This is a genomic window from Microbacterium sp. NPDC055683, from assembly GCF_053617895.1.
The window spans coordinates 36,908-53,571 of sequence record NZ_JBSHGQ010000019.1; the positions used below are offsets into that span (position 1 = coordinate 36,908).

Here is a 16,664-nt window from a genome sequence, read left to right on the forward strand (position 1 = left end):
ACCGGTTTCATTACCATGCCGCACACGGGGGATGCTGTCAACCCCGGATCCAGCCCTCCCGCTCGAGCCAGGCTTCCGCCGGCCCCCTCCAACTCACACGGTCGTCGTGCACGCCCGCGCCGTGGCCGCCGTCGGCATAGAGGTGGAGCTCGTGCGGCACGTCCCGCCCGCGCAACGCCGCCGAGAGGAGGAGCGCGTGATCGACGGGCACCTTGCGGTCGTCGAGCGAATGGAAGACGAAGAACGGCGGTGCGTCGCGCGAGACGAGGGCATCGAGCGAGAGGTCGGCCCGAGTGCCCGCGTCGGCTCGCTCGGCGAGCAGAACCCGCGCGGAGTCCTGGTGGACGTGCTCTCGCAGCGAGACCACCGGATAGCCGAGGATCACGCCGTCGATGCGCGCGGCGGCACCCGTCGGCGCGAGCGCGGCCATCCCCGCGGCGTGACCGCCTGCGGAGAAGCCCACGAGCAGCACACGGTCGGCGCCTCGCGCACGCAGCGCGGCGACGTGCGCGCCGATCGCGTCGTGGGCGACCGGATGCGCACGCCCGAGCGGGTAGCGGAAGACCGCGGCGGGGATCCCCAGACCCTCGAGCCAGTCGACCACGGGCTCCGCCTCGTGGGGGGCGTGGGTGCGGTATCCCCCACCGGGGAGCACGACGGCGTGCACGCTCATGAACCATCCTTGAAACCGGTTTTATGATCGGCTCAGGGTGGCATACGCGTGCCGGTGCGCGCAATCCCGGCGACACGGCGGGATGCGCCGGGCGGCCCTCCCTCGGCGCGAGCGCATCGCCCTGCTCGGCGCGAGCACGTCGCCCGTGCGGAGCGCATCCTCGATGCGAGACGCCCCCGCGTCCGCAGGGCGGCATACAGCCCTCGATCGAGGCGTCGCGAGCGGCGTGTCTCGAGAGCGACGTCGCGAGACGACCTCGCTCGACGCGCCCCGCGGCTGGGCGCGCTCTCGTCGCGGTTCGGCGCGGTCCTCGGTAGGGGACGCGGCGATCCGCTCGCCCGCGCGCTCGTCGACCTCGGCGACGTCACGGAGCGCATGCGCGCTCGCAGCCGCGCGCGCCTACTCCCCCGCCGGCGTCTCCTCGGGAGACGGGGTCTCGACGGGCGTCGTCTCGTCTGGCGCGGGGGTCTCGACGGGAGCGGTCTCCTCGGGCGCCGGAGTCTCCTCGGGAACAGGCGTCTCCGACGGCGCTGGGCTCTCCGACGGCGCTGGCGTCTCGGAGGGTGCCGGCGTCTCCACCGGGGCCGGCGTCTCCACCGGCGCGGGCTGCTGCTCGTCCTCCTCGGCGCGCTGCTCGTCGTACGCGATCGCGAACCGCAGCTGGTCGGCACGGAGGGCGGCCACGGCCGCCGTGTAGTCCGCGAGCGACGCCGCGAAGGCCGCGGGTTCGTCGGCGTCGGCGACCGTCTGGGCGGCATCCGACACCGCCGTGCGGAAGGAGGCTTCGGCGTCGGGGTTCTCGGCGCCGACGGCGGCGGCGTGCGCGCTCATGGCGCCGCGGAGGGGCTCGAGCGCCGCGGCGAATGCCGACACCGTGTCATCCGCCGTTCCGGAGACCTGCGCGAGCTCCGCCATCCGGTCGTCGATCCCGGCCCGCGCCTCGTCGAGCGCGGCGAGGGCGTCGCTCAGCTCGTCGGACGACGCCGGCTCGACGACGGCGGGCAGCAGGTCGTCCGCCGACGCGGGGATGGCCAGTCCCGCGAGCGCGGAGCGCGCCGATCCGCCCGCGTCGAGCGCCGCAGTCCGCAGCGCGTCGTCGAGGGCGCCGGCCGCGCCGTCGAGCGCCGCGACCGCGTCGTCGACGACCGCGATGCCGCTCGCGAGATCCTCGGCGGCCTCGGTCCGCGTGGCGTCGTACGACGCGGCGGCCTCCTCGACCCCCGCGCGCACCGCCCCGTACTCCGCCGTGTCGACTGCGGCGACCGCGGGCGGAGCGTCGTCGGCTCCCGACAGCGCGACGGCGGCGGTCACCCCGCCGACGAGCACCACGGCGAGACCGGCCCCGGCCCACGCCATCCACGGCCGGATGCGCCGACGTCGCGTGCGCACCCGCAGAGCGGGAGCATCCGCGGCGCGGCCGCGCCGGTAGTTCCTCTCGAGATCCTCGGTGCCCATGGTCCTCCCCCTCGGCATCGCGGCTCCTACTGCCCCAGTCGCTCCTCGACGACGGCCGCGAGGGCGTCGGCATGGCGCTGGGCGGTCTCGGCGTCGGCCGCCTCGACCATGACCCGGACGAGCTGCTCGGTTCCCGACGCGCGCAGCAGCACGCGTCCGGAGTCTCCGAGCTCCGCCTCGACGCGACGCACCGTCTCCTGCACGACCTCGTCCGAGACGCGGTCCTTGTCGACGTCGCGCACGTTGACGAGCACCTGCGGGTAGACCGTCATGATCGACGCGAGCTCGGCGAGGCCCTTGCCCTGCCGCGCCATCTCCGACACGAGGTGCAGGCCCGTGAGCACGCCGTCGCCCGTCGTCGCATGCGCGCTCATGATGACGTGCCCCGACTGCTCGCCGCCGAGCGAGTAGCCGTGCGCGTTCATCTCCTCGAGCACGTAGCGGTCGCCCACCGACGTGGTCTTGACGGAGATGCCGTGCTCCCGCATGGCGACGTGCAGGCCGAGGTTGCTCATGACGGTCGCGACGAGGGTGTCGTCCGCGAGCAGCCCGCGCTCCTGCATCGACACGGCGAGGATGGCCATGATCTGGTCGCCGTCGATCGGCGTCCCGTCGGCCGTGACGGCGAGGCACCGGTCGGCGTCGCCGTCGTGGGCGATCCCGACGTCCGCGCCGTGAGCGAGCACGGCCTCCGCGAGCTTGTCGATGTGCGTGGAGCCGACGCCGTCGTTGATGTTGAGCCCGTCGGGGTCAGCGCCGATGACGGTGACGCGGGCACCGGCATCCTTGAAGACCTCGGGCGAGACGCCGGAGGCCGCCCCATGCGCGCAGTCGAGCACGACGTGGATGCCGTCGAGCCGAGCGGGCAGCGAGCCGAGCAGGTGCAGGACGTAGCGGTCCTCGGCGTCGGAGAAGCGGCGGATGCGTCCCACGTCGCCACCCGTGGGCAGCAGCTTGTCGCGGGTCATGTACCGCTCGATGCGCTCCTCGACGACGTCGGGCAGCTTGACGCCGCCGCGCGCGAAGATCTTGATGCCGTTGTCGGCGGCGGGGTTGTGAGACGCCGACACCATCACGCCGAAGTCGGCGTCGCGGTCGGCGATGAGGAACGCGAGCGCGGGGGTCGGGATGACGCCCGCGTCGTACACGTCGACGCCCGACGCGGCGAGCCCGGCGGCGACGGCGGCGCTCAGGAACTCGCCCGAGATGCGCGGATCACGGGCGATCACCGCGGAGGTGCGCCGGCCTGCGGCCCGTCGCGCCTCCGCGGAACGCCCCTGGCCCAGGACGACGGCGGTCGCCTGGGCCAGGGAGAGTGCGAGGTCGGCGGTGAGGGCTCCGTTCGCGAGCCCCCGCACGCCGTCCGTGCCGAAAAGCGGCATGGAGTGGATCTCGCCTTAGCGCTTCGAGAACTGCGAAGCCTTGCGGGCCTTCTTGAGACCGGCCTTCTTGCGCTCGATGACGCGGGCGTCGCGCGTGAGGAAGCCGGCCTTCTTGAGGGTCGGGCGGTTGTTCTCGCGGTCGACCTCGTTGAGCGCACGCGCGATGGCGAGACGCAGAGCGCCGGCCTGGCCCGAGGGGCCGCCGCCGCTGATGCGCGCGATCACGTCGTACGCGCCACCCAGGTTGAGGATGGTGAACGGGTCGGTGATGAGCTGCTGGTGCAGCTTGTTCGGGAAGTAGTCCTCGAGCGTGCGGCCGTTGACCGTGAACGAGCCGGCACCGGGGATGATGCGCACGCGGGCGATGGCCTGCTTGCGACGGCCCACAGCCGCGCCGGGGACGCTCACGACGGGACGCTCGGCCACGACGACGTCGCTGGCCGGGGTCTCGGTCGAGAAGTTCTGGAAGTCTTCGGTTTCGATTTCGTTCGCCACGATGAAGTCCTTACGGGAGCCGCTTACTGGGCGACCTGGTCGAGGGTGTACGTCTTGGGCTGCTGAGCGGCGTGCGGGTGCTCGGCACCGGTGTACACCTTCAGCTTCGCGAGCTGCTCACGGCCAAGCGAGTTCTTGGGGAGCATGCCGCGGATGGCCTTCTCGACAGCGCGGACCGGGTTCTTCTCGAGGAGCTCGGCGTACGTGACGGCCTTGAGCCCGCCCGGGTAGCCCGAGTGGCGGTAGGCCTTCTTCTGCTGGAGCTTCTGACCGGTGAGCGCGACCTTGTCGGCGTTCACGATGATGACGAAGTCGCCCATGTCCATGTGGGGGGCGAACGTCGCCTTGTGCTTGCCGCGGAGGAGCGCGGCGGCGTGCGAGGCGAGGCGGCCGAGGACGACGTCGGTGGCGTCGATCACGAGCCACTCGCGCTGGGCTTCACCGGCCTTCGGGCTGTAAGTGCGCGTCACAGTAGTGCTGCTTTCTGTTCGAACGGAGACGTTCGTGAATCCCGCTCCAGACGGTTTGGACGGTCGATGCCGGCCAGCACACGCGGTGGAGGGCTCACGTTCGCGGCGCCCGGTACGGGCACCAAGGGTCAAGCTTAGACGATCCCGCCCCGGATGGCGAATGGGAGCGCTGGCACGGGAACTCGTGCGGGCGCTTCGCGGGCGCTTCGCCGGTGCGGATGTCGCGGTGGACGCCTCACGCCCGTCCGCTGCGCCGCCTCGCCCCAGCGCCGCCTCGCCCCAGCGCCGCCTCGCCCCAGCGCCGCTTCGCCAGTGCGGATGTAGACGCAGAGCCCCCTCTCCGCCTACATCCGCACTGGCGAAGCGCAGCGGGACCCACATCCGCACTGGCGAAGCGCAGCGCACTGGCGAAGCGCAGCACCGGCGCCGAGCAGCGGGACCCACGTCAGCGGGGCGAAGCGCAGCGCGACCCACATCCGCACTAGCGAAGGGTTCGGCCGGGCGTCGAACGGCCCGGTCTCAACCCTTCCAGGTGTCGTAGAAGTACGGGCGCCCCACCGCGTTCGTCGTGAGCCCGTGCACCTGCTCGCCCGTGACGTAGACCTGGTAGTTGTCGACGAGCGGCACCGTGTACGCCTCCGACACCGTCGTCTCCTGCAGGATGCGCAGCGCTTCGTCGCGCTCCGCCGTCGATGCCGTGGTCTGCGCGACGTCCGCGAGCAGCGGCTCGAGCACGTCGCTCGTCAGCTTGAACTGGTTGGTCGCGTCGACGCCCCAGTACTGGCGCAGCGTCGCGGGGTCGAGGAACGTGTTCGCCGTCGGGATGAGCGGCGTCTCGGCGCTCGCGAAGATCTCGCCGTACGTGCTCGCGTCGGTCTGCGTGATCTCGAGCTCCACGCCGATCTCGCGCAGCTGCTGCGCGATGAGCTCGAGCAGCTGCGGCGTCGTGTTGAGGTTGGGCGAGGTGTAGCCGGGCAGCACGAGCCGCTCGCCGTCCTTCTCGCGGATGCCGTCGGCGCCTTCCTCCCAGCCGGCGTCCTCGAGCAGCTGCGCCGCGCCATCCGGGTCGTAGGCGAGCTGCTCGCTCAGGTCGACCCATCCGGGCGACGCCTGCTGGATGGACGACGTCGCGGGCTTCCACGCCGCGTTGTAGACGGTGTCGACGAGCTCCTGCCTGTCGATGCCGACCTGCAGGGCCTGGCGGACGCGCTCATCCGAGAGGATGGCCGTCTCCGGCCGCAGCACGAAGTTGATCGGGGTGCCGAAGTACGGCGCGTGCACGACGTTCCACCCGTCGGCCTCGAGCCGCTCCTCCTCGCTCGGCTGCACGTAGTGGAGCGAGTCGATCTGGTTCGATTCGAGCGCACCGAGACGCGCGCCGTCCTCGGAGAGCACGGTGAAGGTGATGCCGTCGAGGTACGCCGCGCCCTCGTGCTCGAACGCGTCGCTCGCCCAGTCGTAATCGTCGCGGCGGACGAGGTCGATGCTCCGCTCGGCCTCCTCCGACTCGAAGACGAACGGGCCCGTGCCGACGACGTTCGCGATGTCGGACTGTCCTTCGAGCGGGAGATCGAGCGTCGCATCGCCGAGGATGCCCGCGGCGAAGAATCCGAGGCTCGGCAGGAAGCCGCCGTTGGGGCTCGACAGAGTCACCTCGACGGTGAGGGCATCGACGGCCTCGGCCGCGACGTACTCCAGCGGGATCATGGGCGACCGGGCGATGCCCTGATCGACGTCGCCGAGCCCGAGCACGTCGAGATTGCGGGCGACGGTCTCGGCGGTGAGCGCCGTGCCGTCCGAGAACGTGACGTCGTCGCGCAGATGGAACGTGTAGACGAGGCCGTCGTCGCTCTGCTCCCACGACTCGGCGAGCCACGGGTGCACCGTGCCGTCGGCGTCGACGTAGACGAGGGTCTCGACGAGCTGGGCCCACACCTGGCTCTTGTACCAGTTGTTGGCGGCCTGCTGCTGCCATCCGGCATCGAGCGCCGGCAGGGCGTGCACGAGGGTGCCGCCCGACACGGGCTCTGTCGACGAGCCTTCGGCAGGGGCGGCCGACGCAGCGCAGCCGCTGAGAAGGAGGGCGCCCGCGGCGAGCGCGGCCGCGAACGAGCGGGAACGTGTGAAGGGCATGGGGGTCCGTCCTGGTGGGGGGGATGGCGGGATCGCGCGGGAGGGTGCTGTGCGCGCCCCGCGATGCTCTCGGATGGGCGGGGGCGGGCAGGACGGGCTCGGTAACGTCGCGCAATGCACCGTCACGCAGCGTCGCGCGGCGCGCATGGAAGACTCGGATGCACGGCGCCGGCTCCACGCGGCGCCTCGGAAGGATCCCCATGCCCGAGCCGAAGAAGCTCATCGTCAACCTGTTCGAGATGAACACGCCGGGTCACATCAGCCACGGGCTGTGGCGTCTGCCCGAGAACAACCGGGAGCGGTTCAACGACCTCGACTACTGGGTGGAGCTGGCGCAGCTGCTCGAGCACGGCGGGTTCGACGGGATCTTCCTCGCCGATGTCGTCGGGGCGTACGACGTGTTCCGCGGGGGCATCGAGACGGCGCTGCGCGAGGGCGTGCAGATCCCGGGCAACGACCCGATGCTCGTCATCCCCGCGATGGCGGCGGTGACGAAGCGGCTCGGCTTCGGCGTCACGTTTTCGACGACGTACGAGCCGCCGTTCGCGTTCGCGCGGCGGATGTCGACGCTCGACCACCTGACGAAGGGTCGCGTCGGCTGGAACATCGTCACGTCGTACCTGCCGAACGCGGCGCAGAACTTCGGCCTGGACGGAGAGATCCCGAAGGACCGCCGGTACGCGATGGCCGACGAGTACCTCGATGTGCTGTACAAGCTGTGGGAGGGTTCGTGGGACGACGACGCGGTCGTCGTCGACCGCGAGCGCGGCGTCTACACCGATCCGTCGAAGGTGCGCTACATCGACCACGTCGGCGAGACGTTCCGCGTGAAGGGCCCGCACCTGTCGCAGCCGTCGCCGCAGCGCACGCCCGTGCTCTACCAGGCCACGGGGTCGCCGGCGGGGATGGCCATGGCCGGCAAGCACGCGGAGGTCGTCTTCACGGGCGGCCGCACCCTGGAGGACTTCCAGCGGAACGCGCGCGCGATGCAGGACGCGGCCGTGCAGCAGGGCCGCGCCGCCGACGACCTGAAGTTCATCGTGCAGGCGGGCGTCATCGTCGGCCGCACCGAAGAGGAGGCGGCCGACAAGCTGCGCGCGACGAGGGAGCTGCGGAGCGTGGAGGGGATCCTCGCGCATCTCAGTGTGCCGGTCGACCTGCTCGCCTACCCGCGCGAGACGCTCATGGCCGACGTGACCGCCGAGACCGGCTTCACGCTGCCGTTCGCGGCGCCGACCGTGGGCGAGACGGTCGACCGCATCGTGGAATCGCGGGAGGACCGGTTCTTCGTCGCGGGCACGCCGTCGGTCGTCGCCGACGAGATCGAGACCTGGCTCGACGTCGCGGGAATCGACGGCATCAACCTGCGCCAGTACCACTCGTTCGGGACCGCGCGCGATTTCGCCGAGCTCGTGATGCCGGAGCTGCGTCGCCGCGGTCGTCTGCGTGAGGACGGGGAGCCGACGACGCTGCGGGAGCGCCTGTTCGGCCGGGGCGACCGTCTTCCGGACGGGCACTGGGGCGCGAGGTACCGTGGGGGCGCACACCTGGGCTGATCGGTTTCGCGCCGGCCCGGGCGTCTCCGAAGATGTGATGTTCGTTTCGCCGGATGTCACAGAACGGAAATTCCGATACGGCAGTATCCGGGTACCCGGTGTTACTCCGATATTCTGACCGGGTGCTGCGCGCCGACAGGCGATCCCGACGACGCACAGCACTCTGACGACGCATTGCTCCGACCAACCTCCGGCGCGATGCGCTCGTCTGCTTCACCCTCCGCTCTTCCGTCTCTCCCCCAAGGCGGCCCCATGCCCGTGGAGCAGTTCCTCCCCTCGACCTCCCCTGCGACAGCCCTGGCTTCCTCCGGCGACCTGTCGGGCGTGCGCGTCGCCACGGCCCCCGTGGCGACCGTCGCCAAGAAGATCCCGGCACGCCGGTCGTGGCAGCGCGCCTACGCGAGGCGCCTGCTCGTCACGGATGCGCTCATCATCGTGATCACGACCGTCGCCGTGCAGCTGCTCTCGCCGTACGGGCCGACGCTCGACGACGTCAGCCGCCTCGTCCCGGGCGTCGACGGCCTCTTCACGACCTTCACCCTCGGTCTGACGCTGCTGTGGCTCTCGGCGCTCGCGTTCAGCGACTCGCGCAGTCCTCGCATCGTCGGACAGGGGCTCGAGGAGTACCGCCGGCTCACGAGCGCGAGCGTCTCGCTCTTCGGTCTGCTCGCGATCGCGTGCCTGCCGCTGGGCCTCGACCTGCAGGGGGGCTATCTGCTGCTGTCGCTGCCGATCGGCGTCGCCGCCCTGATCGCCGAGCGGTTCGCGTGGCGGAAGTGGCTGCGCGCCCAGCGGCGCCGCGGCGGCTATGTGTCGCGCGCGCTGCTCGTCGGGTCCGCCGCGTCGGTCGCGCAGGTGGCGGCGACGCTGCGCAGCAGCCCGTCGTCGGGGTACCGCGTCGTCGGCGCGTGCATCCCCACGGGCCGCATCGCCGACGTCGTCGCGGGAACCGACATCCCCGTCATGGGTTCGGTCGACTCCGTCGAACGCGCCCTCGCCTCCGTGCAGGCCGACACGGTCGTCGTGACGAGCACCGACGAGCTGCCCGCCGACAAGGTGAAGCGCATCTCGTGGGCTCTCGAGGCGGGGCGTCAGCACCTCGTCCTCGCGCCGAGCATCACCGACATCGCGGGGCCCCGCATCCACACCCGGCCCGTGGCGGGGCTGCCGCTCATCCATGTCGAGACGCCGCGCTTCTCGGCGGGTCAGCGCGTCGCGAAGCGGGCACTCGACCTGTTCGGAAGCACCGTCGCCGTCCTGATCTTCAGCCCGGTGATGCTCTTCGTCGCCGCGAGCGTGCGACTGACGTCTCCCGGCCCGGTGCTCTTCCGCCAGACGCGTGTGGGGCGTGGCGGACGCACCTTCGAGATGCTCAAGTTCCGCTCCATGGTGGTCGATGCCGAGGCGCGGCTGGAGACGCTGCGCACTCAGCAGGACCACGGCAACGCGGTGATGTTCAAGATGAAGGACGATCCGCGTGTCACCCCCGTCGGACGCTTCATGCGGCGTTTCAGCATCGATGAGCTCCCTCAGCTGTTCAACGTGATCGGCGGGAGCATGTCGCTCGTGGGCCCGCGTCCTCCGCTCCCGCGTGAGGTGGAGCAGTATGCGACGCACGTGCATCGCCGGTTCCTCGTGAAGCCCGGCATCACGGGGCTGTGGCAGGTGTCGGGTCGGTCGACGCTGTCGTGGGAGGACACGGTGCGTCTCGATCTCTCCTATGTCGAGAACTGGAATCTCGTCGGCGACCTCATCATCATCGCGAAGACGGCGCGGGCTGCGCTCGCTCCCGGCGACACGGCGTCCTGAGGCGCCGGGCATGTCGCCTGCGAGACGGATGGCGCGGCTCGCGTCATCGACGTCAGTCGCGCCGTCTCGACATCCGTCGGATCTTGCTCGTCGTCTCGGCCGGCCCAACGCGCCGTTCCTTCCCCGGCCGCAGAGCGACCCGCCCCTTCTCCGGTTGAGCGAGCGCAGCGAGACGAACTGCCCCGCCCTGCCTCTCCCGACGTCCCGCTCCCTCTTCGCCGGTGTGCGTCCTGCGGCGATCCCGACCGGCGCCCGCTGCACCGCACCCGGCCCGTCGAGTGTTCCCTTCCAGCACCCGTCCGGCCAGTCACTCCCCCTCCGATCGTCGAACGCCCCGCTCCCTCCCGGGCCGCAGAGCCACCCGCTCTCTCCCCGGGCGCAGAGCGAGCGAAGCGAGATGAAACGCCCCACGCCGCCGTCGCCGCACGCCATCCAGCCTCTCGGCATTGCGGGTCACACCGGCATCCCGCGCGCCGGCGTCCCGTGCTCTCGCAGGCCTCGCCTCATCGCCCTGCCGCGGGAGAAGGCGCCGTGGTCAGCCGAGCAGCGTGCCGGCGAGCGAGAGCACCACCCAGCTGCCGTTGAACACGACGTGCACGAGCACCGCACCCCAGATGCGACCGGTCAGCAGGACGACGACACTGCAGGCGATTCCCACGAGGGCGAGCACGAAGGGCTCATCCCATCGGGCCATGCCGCTGATGGCATGGAGGGCGACGAACAGGGCGGTGGAGGTGATGACGGCGAGCACCGCTCCTTCGAGACCTCGGCGCGCGATGCGGTAGACGGCGACCAGGATCACGCCGCGGAAGAGCAGCTCTTCGACGAGGGGCGCGACGGCGACCGGCAGGACGATGGCCGTCAGCCACCAGAGCGCGGGCAGCTGCCCATCCAGCGTCGGATAGCTGGGCAGTGCCCCGCTGTCACCGGCGGCGACCGCGAGCCATCCCTGCACCGTGCGCAGGAGGAGGCCGAGTGCGACGCCCCAGAGGATGTCCGTGGGGCGGAAAGCGAACAGTCCGGTCGGGCGTCCGCGTCGGAGGGCGAGGACGATGGGCACGACCATCCCCGCCCAGAGGGCGAGCGGGCCCACGATCGCCGCCGTGGCGGCAGGCAGCAGAAGGCTCGCGCTGAGGGAGGCGAGCACGCCGACGCCGAGCGACACGGCCGTCCAGGCGATCAGGTCGGTGTTCCACCGGCGCGTGGTGCGGCTGCTCTCGAGCCAGGATCGCGCATCGCGGCGTTCGCGGGAGCGGCGCGGTGTCAGGTGCGCGACCGACGTCTCGTCGAGGAGGGCGGAATGCTCGTCCGACTCCCCGGGCAGGTTGGTGTCGAAGCGGGCATCCAGGGGCACGCGGACAGAGTATCGGGAGTGTGGACGAGATGTTGAGGATTCTGACGGTGTGCACGGGCAACATCTGCCGGTCGCCGCTGGCGGAGGTGCTGCTGCGGACGCGCCTGTCGGACATCCGTCTGCAGGTGGAGAGTGTGGGTGTGCGGGCGATGACGGGCCGCCCGATGACGGCGGAGACGGTGCGCCTGGCGGAGGGGCTCGGCGTCGCCGATGAGATCGTGGCGGGCCATCGTGCGCGCCAGATCAGCGAGCCGGTCGTGAAGGATGCCGATCTGGTGTTGGCGATGTCGCGGGAGCATCGCAGTTCCATTGTCGAGGCGGTGCCGTCGGCGCTGAGGTCGACGTTCACGTTGCGTGAGTTCGCGCGGCTGGCTCGCGAGGCGAGTGATGCGGAGCTGCTTGAGGCGATGGGCGAAACGCGCGGTTCGCGTCAGCGGGTGAAGCGGGCGGCTGCGTTCATCGCGGGGTTGCGGGGCGAGGTGGGGCCGCCGCGCAACCCGTTCGACGACGACATCCCCGACCCGTACGGACGCGGTTGGGATGCGTATGAGAAGTCCGCTTCGGTGCTGGTTCCCGCTGTCGAGGAGGCCGCGCGCGTGATCCGGATGGCGACGGGGCGCACGTGATCGGGCTCGGCTGACGGTGCACCCAGACGCGTTCTGCTGCGGTGGGCGAGTCTGCCGCGCCTCTCCGGGGGGGAATCCAACGACGCTCGTTCCGACTCACGTCGGGTGCTCTCCGCTTCCGAAGTACGCCCTCCGCGGCGCGCCCGGCCGACTCCGCTCCGGGGGCGCGCCCGGCGCAGTCCGTTCCAGGGGCGCGCCCGGCGCAGTCCGCTCCAGGGGCGCGCCCGGCGCAGTTGCATCCGGGGAGAGCGCCCGACGCCCTCCGCCACAGGCGCAAGCCCGGTGGCTTCCGCTCCACGGTCAAGCCCGGTGCACTCCGCCCGAGGCGTGCACGGCACACTCGCATCGCGAGCGAGCGCCCGACGTTCTCCGCCCCAGGCGCGAGCCCGACGCACTCCGCCCCCAAGCCCGAGCCCGACGCACTCCGCCCCAAACGCGAGCCCAACGCACTCCGCCCCAAACGCGAGCCCAACGCACTCCGCCCCATGCGCAAGCCCGGTGGCTTCCGCCCGAGGCGCAAGCTCGAGTCCTCCGCCCAGACGTAAGCCCGGCACCCTCCGCCCAGCCGTATACCCGGCACCCTCCGCCCAGCCGTATACCCGGCACCCTCCGCCCAGCCGTAAGCCCGGCACGCTCCGCCCAGCCGTAAGCCCGAAGCCTCCGGCCCAGCCGCAACCCCGACGCCCGCAGCCCAGCCGCAAGCGCGAAGCACTCCGCTCCAGGCGCGCGCCCGGCACCCTCCCGCCCCAGCCGCAACTCGGCCGCGCTCGCCTCGGGAGACAGCCCGACGCCTTCCCGACGCACGCCGGCGCGCGCTCGCCCCGTACCTCACCTCGCCGCACTGTCCATCCGCGTCGGACCCCCGCCTCTGATCCGTGCAAGCTCGGTTCCGCCGTGCACTCGGTGCGTGCCGCCCCGGATGCATCCCACATCCATCCCCGGCACGCATGGCTCCGATACCCGCCGGCGCGAGCTCACGCCGCGGGGCGGAACCGACGGGGCGGCGGGTCGACGCCCCAGAGGTAGCGGGTGGCGAGCGGCTGATGAAGCACGCCAGGTGGGCCCCCGCCGGGCGGGTGGAGCAGGAAGTCGCCGAGCCCCTCACGGGTGACGGTCCATCCGCCGTTGTGCAGCGTCATGTGGTGGAACCGGCACAGGAGGACGCCCCGATCGATGTCGGTGCGGCCGCCGGACGCGTACTCGTCGATGTGATGCGCTTCGCAGTATGACGCGGGTCTGCCGCACCCGGTCCACCGGCATCCCGCGTCGCGCACCGCGAGCGCCACACGCTGCTTCGGCGTGAAGAGACGGTGCTCGCGTCCGACGTCGAGCGGATTGCCATATCCGTTGACCGTGCATTCGCGCGTACCGGCGTGGCAGCGGGCTGCGGCCGCGATCCACGGCGGCACGGGCACGCCGTCTTCCTCCGCGTGCGGAAAGAGACCAGCCGCTGCGCCGTCGCGGTCGACGACGTGCACGATCCGCACTCCGGGCTGTCGCGCGCCGAAGACGTCCGCGGCCTCGGCGAGGGCCCCTGCCCGCAGGAGGTCCATCACGAGGTCGTATGCGAGCTGGTCGTTGGTTCGCGGATCGTCGGTCAACGACCGCGCCGCAGCCCGCTCCGCGGAATCGACGAACCGGGGGCCGCCGCGTCGCGGACGGAGCGCCGCGTCGATGATCGCCCGCATCCAGAGGGCGCCGTCATCGTCGAAGGCCATGTGCGCGTGCTGCACCCCGTCTGCATCGGTCCACATCCGGAACGACCGCGCCTCGTGCCGCGCACGGAACCGGGCCAGTGCGCCGTCTTCATCGAGGCGGTCGCGGATGGTCCTGGCCGACTTCGCGAGTTCCTCCAGCGGCAGAGAGGCGGCCTCGGCGACGAGTGCGCTCGCCGCGAGCTCCCACGCCTCTTCGGCGCCGTCGGGTGGCTCGCCGAGCCCGCGCCGGATGGCGTCGTGCTGCGCGGCGGTGAGGCGGCCATCCAACAGCGCCCGCGAGAGCGACGCGTGCCACGGCGGGGGCGGCGACTTCGGCTCGCCGGAGCCGGCATCTGAGGAGCCGGAGCCGGCGTCTGAGGAGTCGGCATCGACGTCCGGGGAATCGGCGTCATCGGCCTCGGGACGGTCGGCCCCCGCTTCGGGCTCATCCGACGACCCGAATGTGTCGAGCAGGTCTTCGCCGACGCGGATCTGCTTCGCGGCCTCCGCTCGCGTGCCGCCCGTCACGCTCTGCACGTAGGCCGCTCCGTTGCGGTGCCCTCGCGACTGCGCGATGCCGCCGTGCCCCGCGTCGCGGTTCGATCGACGCGAGACGATCGCGGAAGCCACGGTCGTGATCCGCTCGATCGCACGAGCAGCCGCTGTCGCCTCGTTCAGCAGGGCGACGACGTCGGCGTCGTCGAGCGCGCCGATCTCACGAGGGATGTCCACCGCCTCGACGACGGCCCCGAGCAGCCCGCGCATGGCGCAGATCCGCTCGTCGACGTCGGCGAAGAAGCTCATGACCTCAGCATCCTCCCGACCACCGACACTCCTCCGCGGACCGCGGCAGCGCCGACCGCGTATGCGCAGAGCCGCGCGGCGCACTCGGCGCACGCGTCGACGTCGGCGAAGAAGCTCATGACCTCAGCATCCTCCCGACCACCGACACTGCTCCGCGCCCGCCCGCGCAGCACGACACGAGCCGCGACGCGACCCGCGCCCACCCGTCGACACCGGCGAAGAACCCATGACTTCAGCATCCTTCCGACCACCGACACTGCCCGCGCCCTCGCGTGCCGCACCATCCGCGCACCAGGCGCATCGCCCTCTCGCCGCCCCGGCCACGAGGCTCATGCCCTCAGCGTTCTCCCGACCACCGCCACCTGCGACCGTGCGAGCGCGTGGAGAGCGGTTCAGCCGAGTCGGATCCGGTCGGATTCGTCGGCGAGACTCAGCTCCCCGCGCGGCGCGATGAGCCAGACTCGTCGCGAGCAATGGGGCGCTTGCGTCTTCCTGAGATCCCTGGACAGCTCTCACTGACCATCGCCCGATGGCTCACCATCGTCTACGACGCCGGCACCCGGTCAGACGCTCCGCCGCCACGGGGACGTCGCCTCGTCGACGCGACATGAGACGGTGGATGGCCCCGGCCATCGAAGCGAGGCACCCCGCGCCGCACCACCCCGCGCCGCCCCGCCATCCCGCGCCTCACTCCAGTGTCAGCATCGTGATCCGTCCCTCGTCGGAGACGGTGACGTCCCACACGGCGCGGCCGTCGGCCATCCGCCGTTCGAGTTCGATGAGGCGCGGTGCCGGCCATTCCTCGCCCGAGCGCTGCGCCGCGTCGTACGCGGATACGCCGCTCTCGGCCATCTCCGCCTCGGTGAGCGTCACGTGCCGTTGCACGACGAGCTCGAGGGTCGCCGCGTCGACGAGCGCCTCGCGCCCGCGATCGGGTTCGGTCACCGATTCGTCGAAGACGTCCCGCCCGGGGTCGTGGCTGCGGATCCGCCAGAACCACGCGTCGTCGACGTACTCGAGTCGCATCCCCACGATGTCGCCGCCGACGGCGTCCGACTCGCTTGTGAAGCCCTCCAGCCAGTCGGATGGCCATGCGACGTCAGAGGGGATGCCTCCCGCCGGGTAGGAGACCTCGTCGGGCAGCGCAGGGAACGGCGCGCACCCGGCGAGCAGGGCGAAAGCGGGCAGCAGGGCGGCAACGGCCATCCGCCGACGCAACGGTGTCACGGCCGGAAGGGCCGTTCCGTCGGGAAGTACTTGCGCACGATCATCCCGACGCCGTCCTCGTCGTTGGTCAGGGTGCGTTCGACGTGCGGCGCGGCGTCGATGACCGCGTTGCCCATGAGCACTCCTCTGCCGGCGGCTTCGAGCATCCCGAGGTCGGCGGACGTGTCGCCGAACGCGAGGACGTCCGCCATGTCGATGCCGAAGTGAGCACTGAGGGTCTCGAGCGCGGGCAGCTTCACCGCGCTTGCCGACACGATCTCGAGCACGCGTCCGGCGAAGTGGGCGTAGGCGCGGTCGGCAAACGGCACGAGCGCGTCGGCAAGGATGGCCAGGTCGGCCGGCTCGCCACGGAACATGATCTTGTACACGGGCCCGATCGCGTCGACGAGCGCCGCGTCGATCGGAGCGACCTCGGGCCACACGGCGGTGTTGCGCGCTTCGCGCAGACCCCAGTAGTCGAGCGCGCTGACGTACCAGGTCTCGTGCGTGTAGATGCCCTTGTGCACGGGGGCGTCCGCCGCGGCGGCGAGGATGCCGCGCACGATGTCGTCGTCGAGCGACGTCTCGCTGAGCGTCTCGAAGGCGCCATCGGATGTCCGTGCCCACACGAGCGAGCCGCCGAACGTCGCGTACGAGCCCGCGACCCCGAGGTGCTCCTCGATGACGGCCGTCGACTGCGGCCCGCGGGCCGTGACGAAGAAGATGCGCACGCCGTACTCGTCGACCGCCCGCTGGATCTCGGAGCGCGTGAACGCCGGGATGCGCTTGTCCGAGCCGATGAGGGTTCCGTCGATGTCGAGCGCGATCGCCGCGGGAGTGTTCGTCACGTTCCTATCGAACACCACAGCGGATGGCCACGGCCGCGGACCGCGCGCCACCTCGCGTTCGCGGAACCCTCAGGTCATTGAGCGAGCGCAGCGAGTCGGAAAGCAGGAGCCTCCCCTCGCAGCCCCGCCCGCGCCATCCACCGCTTGTTTGAAGCT

At 71.5% G+C, this 16,664-nt stretch carries 14 protein-coding genes; 3 read left to right on the plus strand and 11 right to left on the minus strand.

Annotated features, from left to right (window positions below; genetic code table 11):
• Nucleotides 1-37 precede the first annotated feature (37 nt).
• From ACWGPF_RS09175 to ACWGPF_RS09200, 6 genes are all read right to left on the minus strand, one after another.
• Nucleotides 38-673, minus strand: a complete 636-nt coding sequence (locus ACWGPF_RS09175) for an alpha/beta hydrolase (RefSeq protein ID WP_452332534.1) — start codon at nt 671-673, stop codon at nt 38-40.
• 399 nt (nt 674-1,072) lie between these two features.
• On the minus strand, nt 1,073-2,128 hold the full coding sequence (locus ACWGPF_RS09180) for a hypothetical protein (protein ID WP_452332535.1): 1,056 nt from the start codon (nt 2,126-2,128) through the stop codon (nt 1,073-1,075).
• 26 nt (nt 2,129-2,154) lie between these two features.
• Entirely contained in the window at nt 2,155-3,510 is a 1,356-nt protein-coding gene (glmM, locus tag ACWGPF_RS09185) for a phosphoglucosamine mutase (RefSeq protein ID WP_452332536.1), read from the minus strand.
• A 15-nt stretch (nt 3,511-3,525) separates the two neighbouring features.
• Nucleotides 3,526-3,993: a 30S ribosomal protein S9 gene (gene rpsI, locus ACWGPF_RS09190; protein WP_425562981.1), complete on the minus strand. Its 468-nt coding sequence runs from the start codon at nt 3,991-3,993 to the stop codon at nt 3,526-3,528.
• 35 nt (nt 3,994-4,028) lie between these two features.
• Entirely contained in the window at nt 4,029-4,475 is a 447-nt protein-coding gene (rplM, locus tag ACWGPF_RS09195; RefSeq protein WP_345439350.1) for a 50S ribosomal protein L13, read from the minus strand.
• 519 nt (nt 4,476-4,994) lie between these two features.
• Complete coding sequence (locus tag ACWGPF_RS09200) at nt 4,995-6,608, minus strand: ABC transporter substrate-binding protein (protein ID WP_452332537.1); 1,614 nt, start codon at nt 6,606-6,608, stop codon at nt 4,995-4,997.
• Nucleotides 6,609-6,808: 200 nt separating this feature from the next.
• Between ACWGPF_RS09200 and ACWGPF_RS09205 the strand changes: the two genes are divergently transcribed.
• A complete protein-coding gene (locus ACWGPF_RS09205; RefSeq protein ID WP_452332538.1) occupies nt 6,809-8,164 on the plus strand; it encodes an NtaA/DmoA family FMN-dependent monooxygenase in 1,356 nt (451 codons plus the stop codon).
• Between the two features lie 252 nt (nt 8,165-8,416).
• Nucleotides 8,417-9,973, plus strand: a complete 1,557-nt coding sequence (locus ACWGPF_RS09210) for a sugar transferase (protein WP_452332539.1) — start codon at nt 8,417-8,419, stop codon at nt 9,971-9,973.
• Nucleotides 9,974-10,508: 535 nt separating this feature from the next.
• Here the strand turns inward: ACWGPF_RS09210 and ACWGPF_RS09215 are convergent.
• The gene (locus tag ACWGPF_RS09215) at nt 10,509-11,327 is read right to left on the minus strand and encodes a CPBP family intramembrane glutamic endopeptidase (RefSeq protein ID WP_452332540.1); all 819 of its coding nucleotides are present in this window, start codon (nt 11,325-11,327) and stop codon (nt 10,509-10,511) included.
• A gap of 29 nt (nt 11,328-11,356) precedes the next feature.
• On the opposite strand from ACWGPF_RS09215, the gene ACWGPF_RS09220 reads away from it, so the two are divergent.
• The gene (locus tag ACWGPF_RS09220; RefSeq protein WP_452332557.1) at nt 11,357-11,953 is read left to right on the plus strand and encodes an arsenate reductase/protein-tyrosine-phosphatase family protein; all 597 of its coding nucleotides are present in this window, start codon (nt 11,357-11,359) and stop codon (nt 11,951-11,953) included.
• 974 nt (nt 11,954-12,927) lie between these two features.
• Here the strand turns inward: ACWGPF_RS09220 and ACWGPF_RS09225 are convergent.
• The 4 genes from ACWGPF_RS09225 to ACWGPF_RS09240 form a co-directional block, all read right to left on the minus strand.
• Entirely contained in the window at nt 12,928-14,454 is a 1,527-nt protein-coding gene (locus ACWGPF_RS09225) for a DUF222 domain-containing protein (RefSeq protein ID WP_452332541.1), read from the minus strand.
• Nucleotides 14,451-14,573: a hypothetical protein gene (locus tag ACWGPF_RS09230; protein ID WP_452332542.1), complete on the minus strand. Its 123-nt coding sequence runs from the start codon at nt 14,571-14,573 to the stop codon at nt 14,451-14,453. The genes ACWGPF_RS09225 and ACWGPF_RS09230 overlap by 4 nt, the downstream gene beginning before the upstream one ends.
• A 568-nt stretch (nt 14,574-15,141) precedes the next feature.
• On the minus strand, nt 15,142-15,660 hold the full coding sequence (locus tag ACWGPF_RS09235) for a hypothetical protein (RefSeq protein WP_452332543.1): 519 nt from the start codon (nt 15,658-15,660) through the stop codon (nt 15,142-15,144).
• A gap of 17 nt (nt 15,661-15,677) precedes the next feature.
• The gene (locus tag ACWGPF_RS09240) at nt 15,678-16,508 is read right to left on the minus strand and encodes an HAD hydrolase family protein (protein WP_452332544.1); all 831 of its coding nucleotides are present in this window, start codon (nt 16,506-16,508) and stop codon (nt 15,678-15,680) included.
• Between the last annotated feature and the right edge of the window lie 156 nt (nt 16,509-16,664).

Bases quoted from the DNA above. Each gene is read 5' to 3' on its own strand.
- glmM (WP_452332536.1), bottom strand. From the start codon at position 3,510: ATGCCGCTTTTCGGCACGGACGGCGTGCGGGGGCTCGCGAACGGAGCC.
- ACWGPF_RS09205 (WP_452332538.1), top strand. From the start codon at position 6,809: ATGCCCGAGCCGAAGAAGCTCATCGTCAACCTGTTCGAGATGAACACG.
- ACWGPF_RS09235 (WP_452332543.1), bottom strand. From the start codon at position 15,660: ATGGCCGTTGCCGCCCTGCTGCCCGCTTTCGCCCTGCTCGCCGGGTGC.
- ACWGPF_RS09200 (WP_452332537.1), bottom strand. From the start codon at position 6,608: ATGCCCTTCACACGTTCCCGCTCGTTCGCGGCCGCGCTCGCCGCGGGC.
- ACWGPF_RS09230 (WP_452332542.1), bottom strand. From the start codon at position 14,573: ATGAGCTTCTTCGCCGACGTCGACGCGTGCGCCGAGTGCGCCGCGCGG.
- ACWGPF_RS09210 (WP_452332539.1), top strand. From the start codon at position 8,417: ATGCCCGTGGAGCAGTTCCTCCCCTCGACCTCCCCTGCGACAGCCCTG.
- ACWGPF_RS09225 (WP_452332541.1), bottom strand. From the start codon at position 14,454: ATGAGCTTCTTCGCCGACGTCGACGAGCGGATCTGCGCCATGCGCGGG.
- ACWGPF_RS09220 (WP_452332557.1), top strand. From the start codon at position 11,357: ATGTTGAGGATTCTGACGGTGTGCACGGGCAACATCTGCCGGTCGCCG.
- ACWGPF_RS09180 (WP_452332535.1), bottom strand. From the start codon at position 2,128: ATGGGCACCGAGGATCTCGAGAGGAACTACCGGCGCGGCCGCGCCGCG.
- ACWGPF_RS09175 (WP_452332534.1), bottom strand. From the start codon at position 673: ATGAGCGTGCACGCCGTCGTGCTCCCCGGTGGGGGATACCGCACCCAC.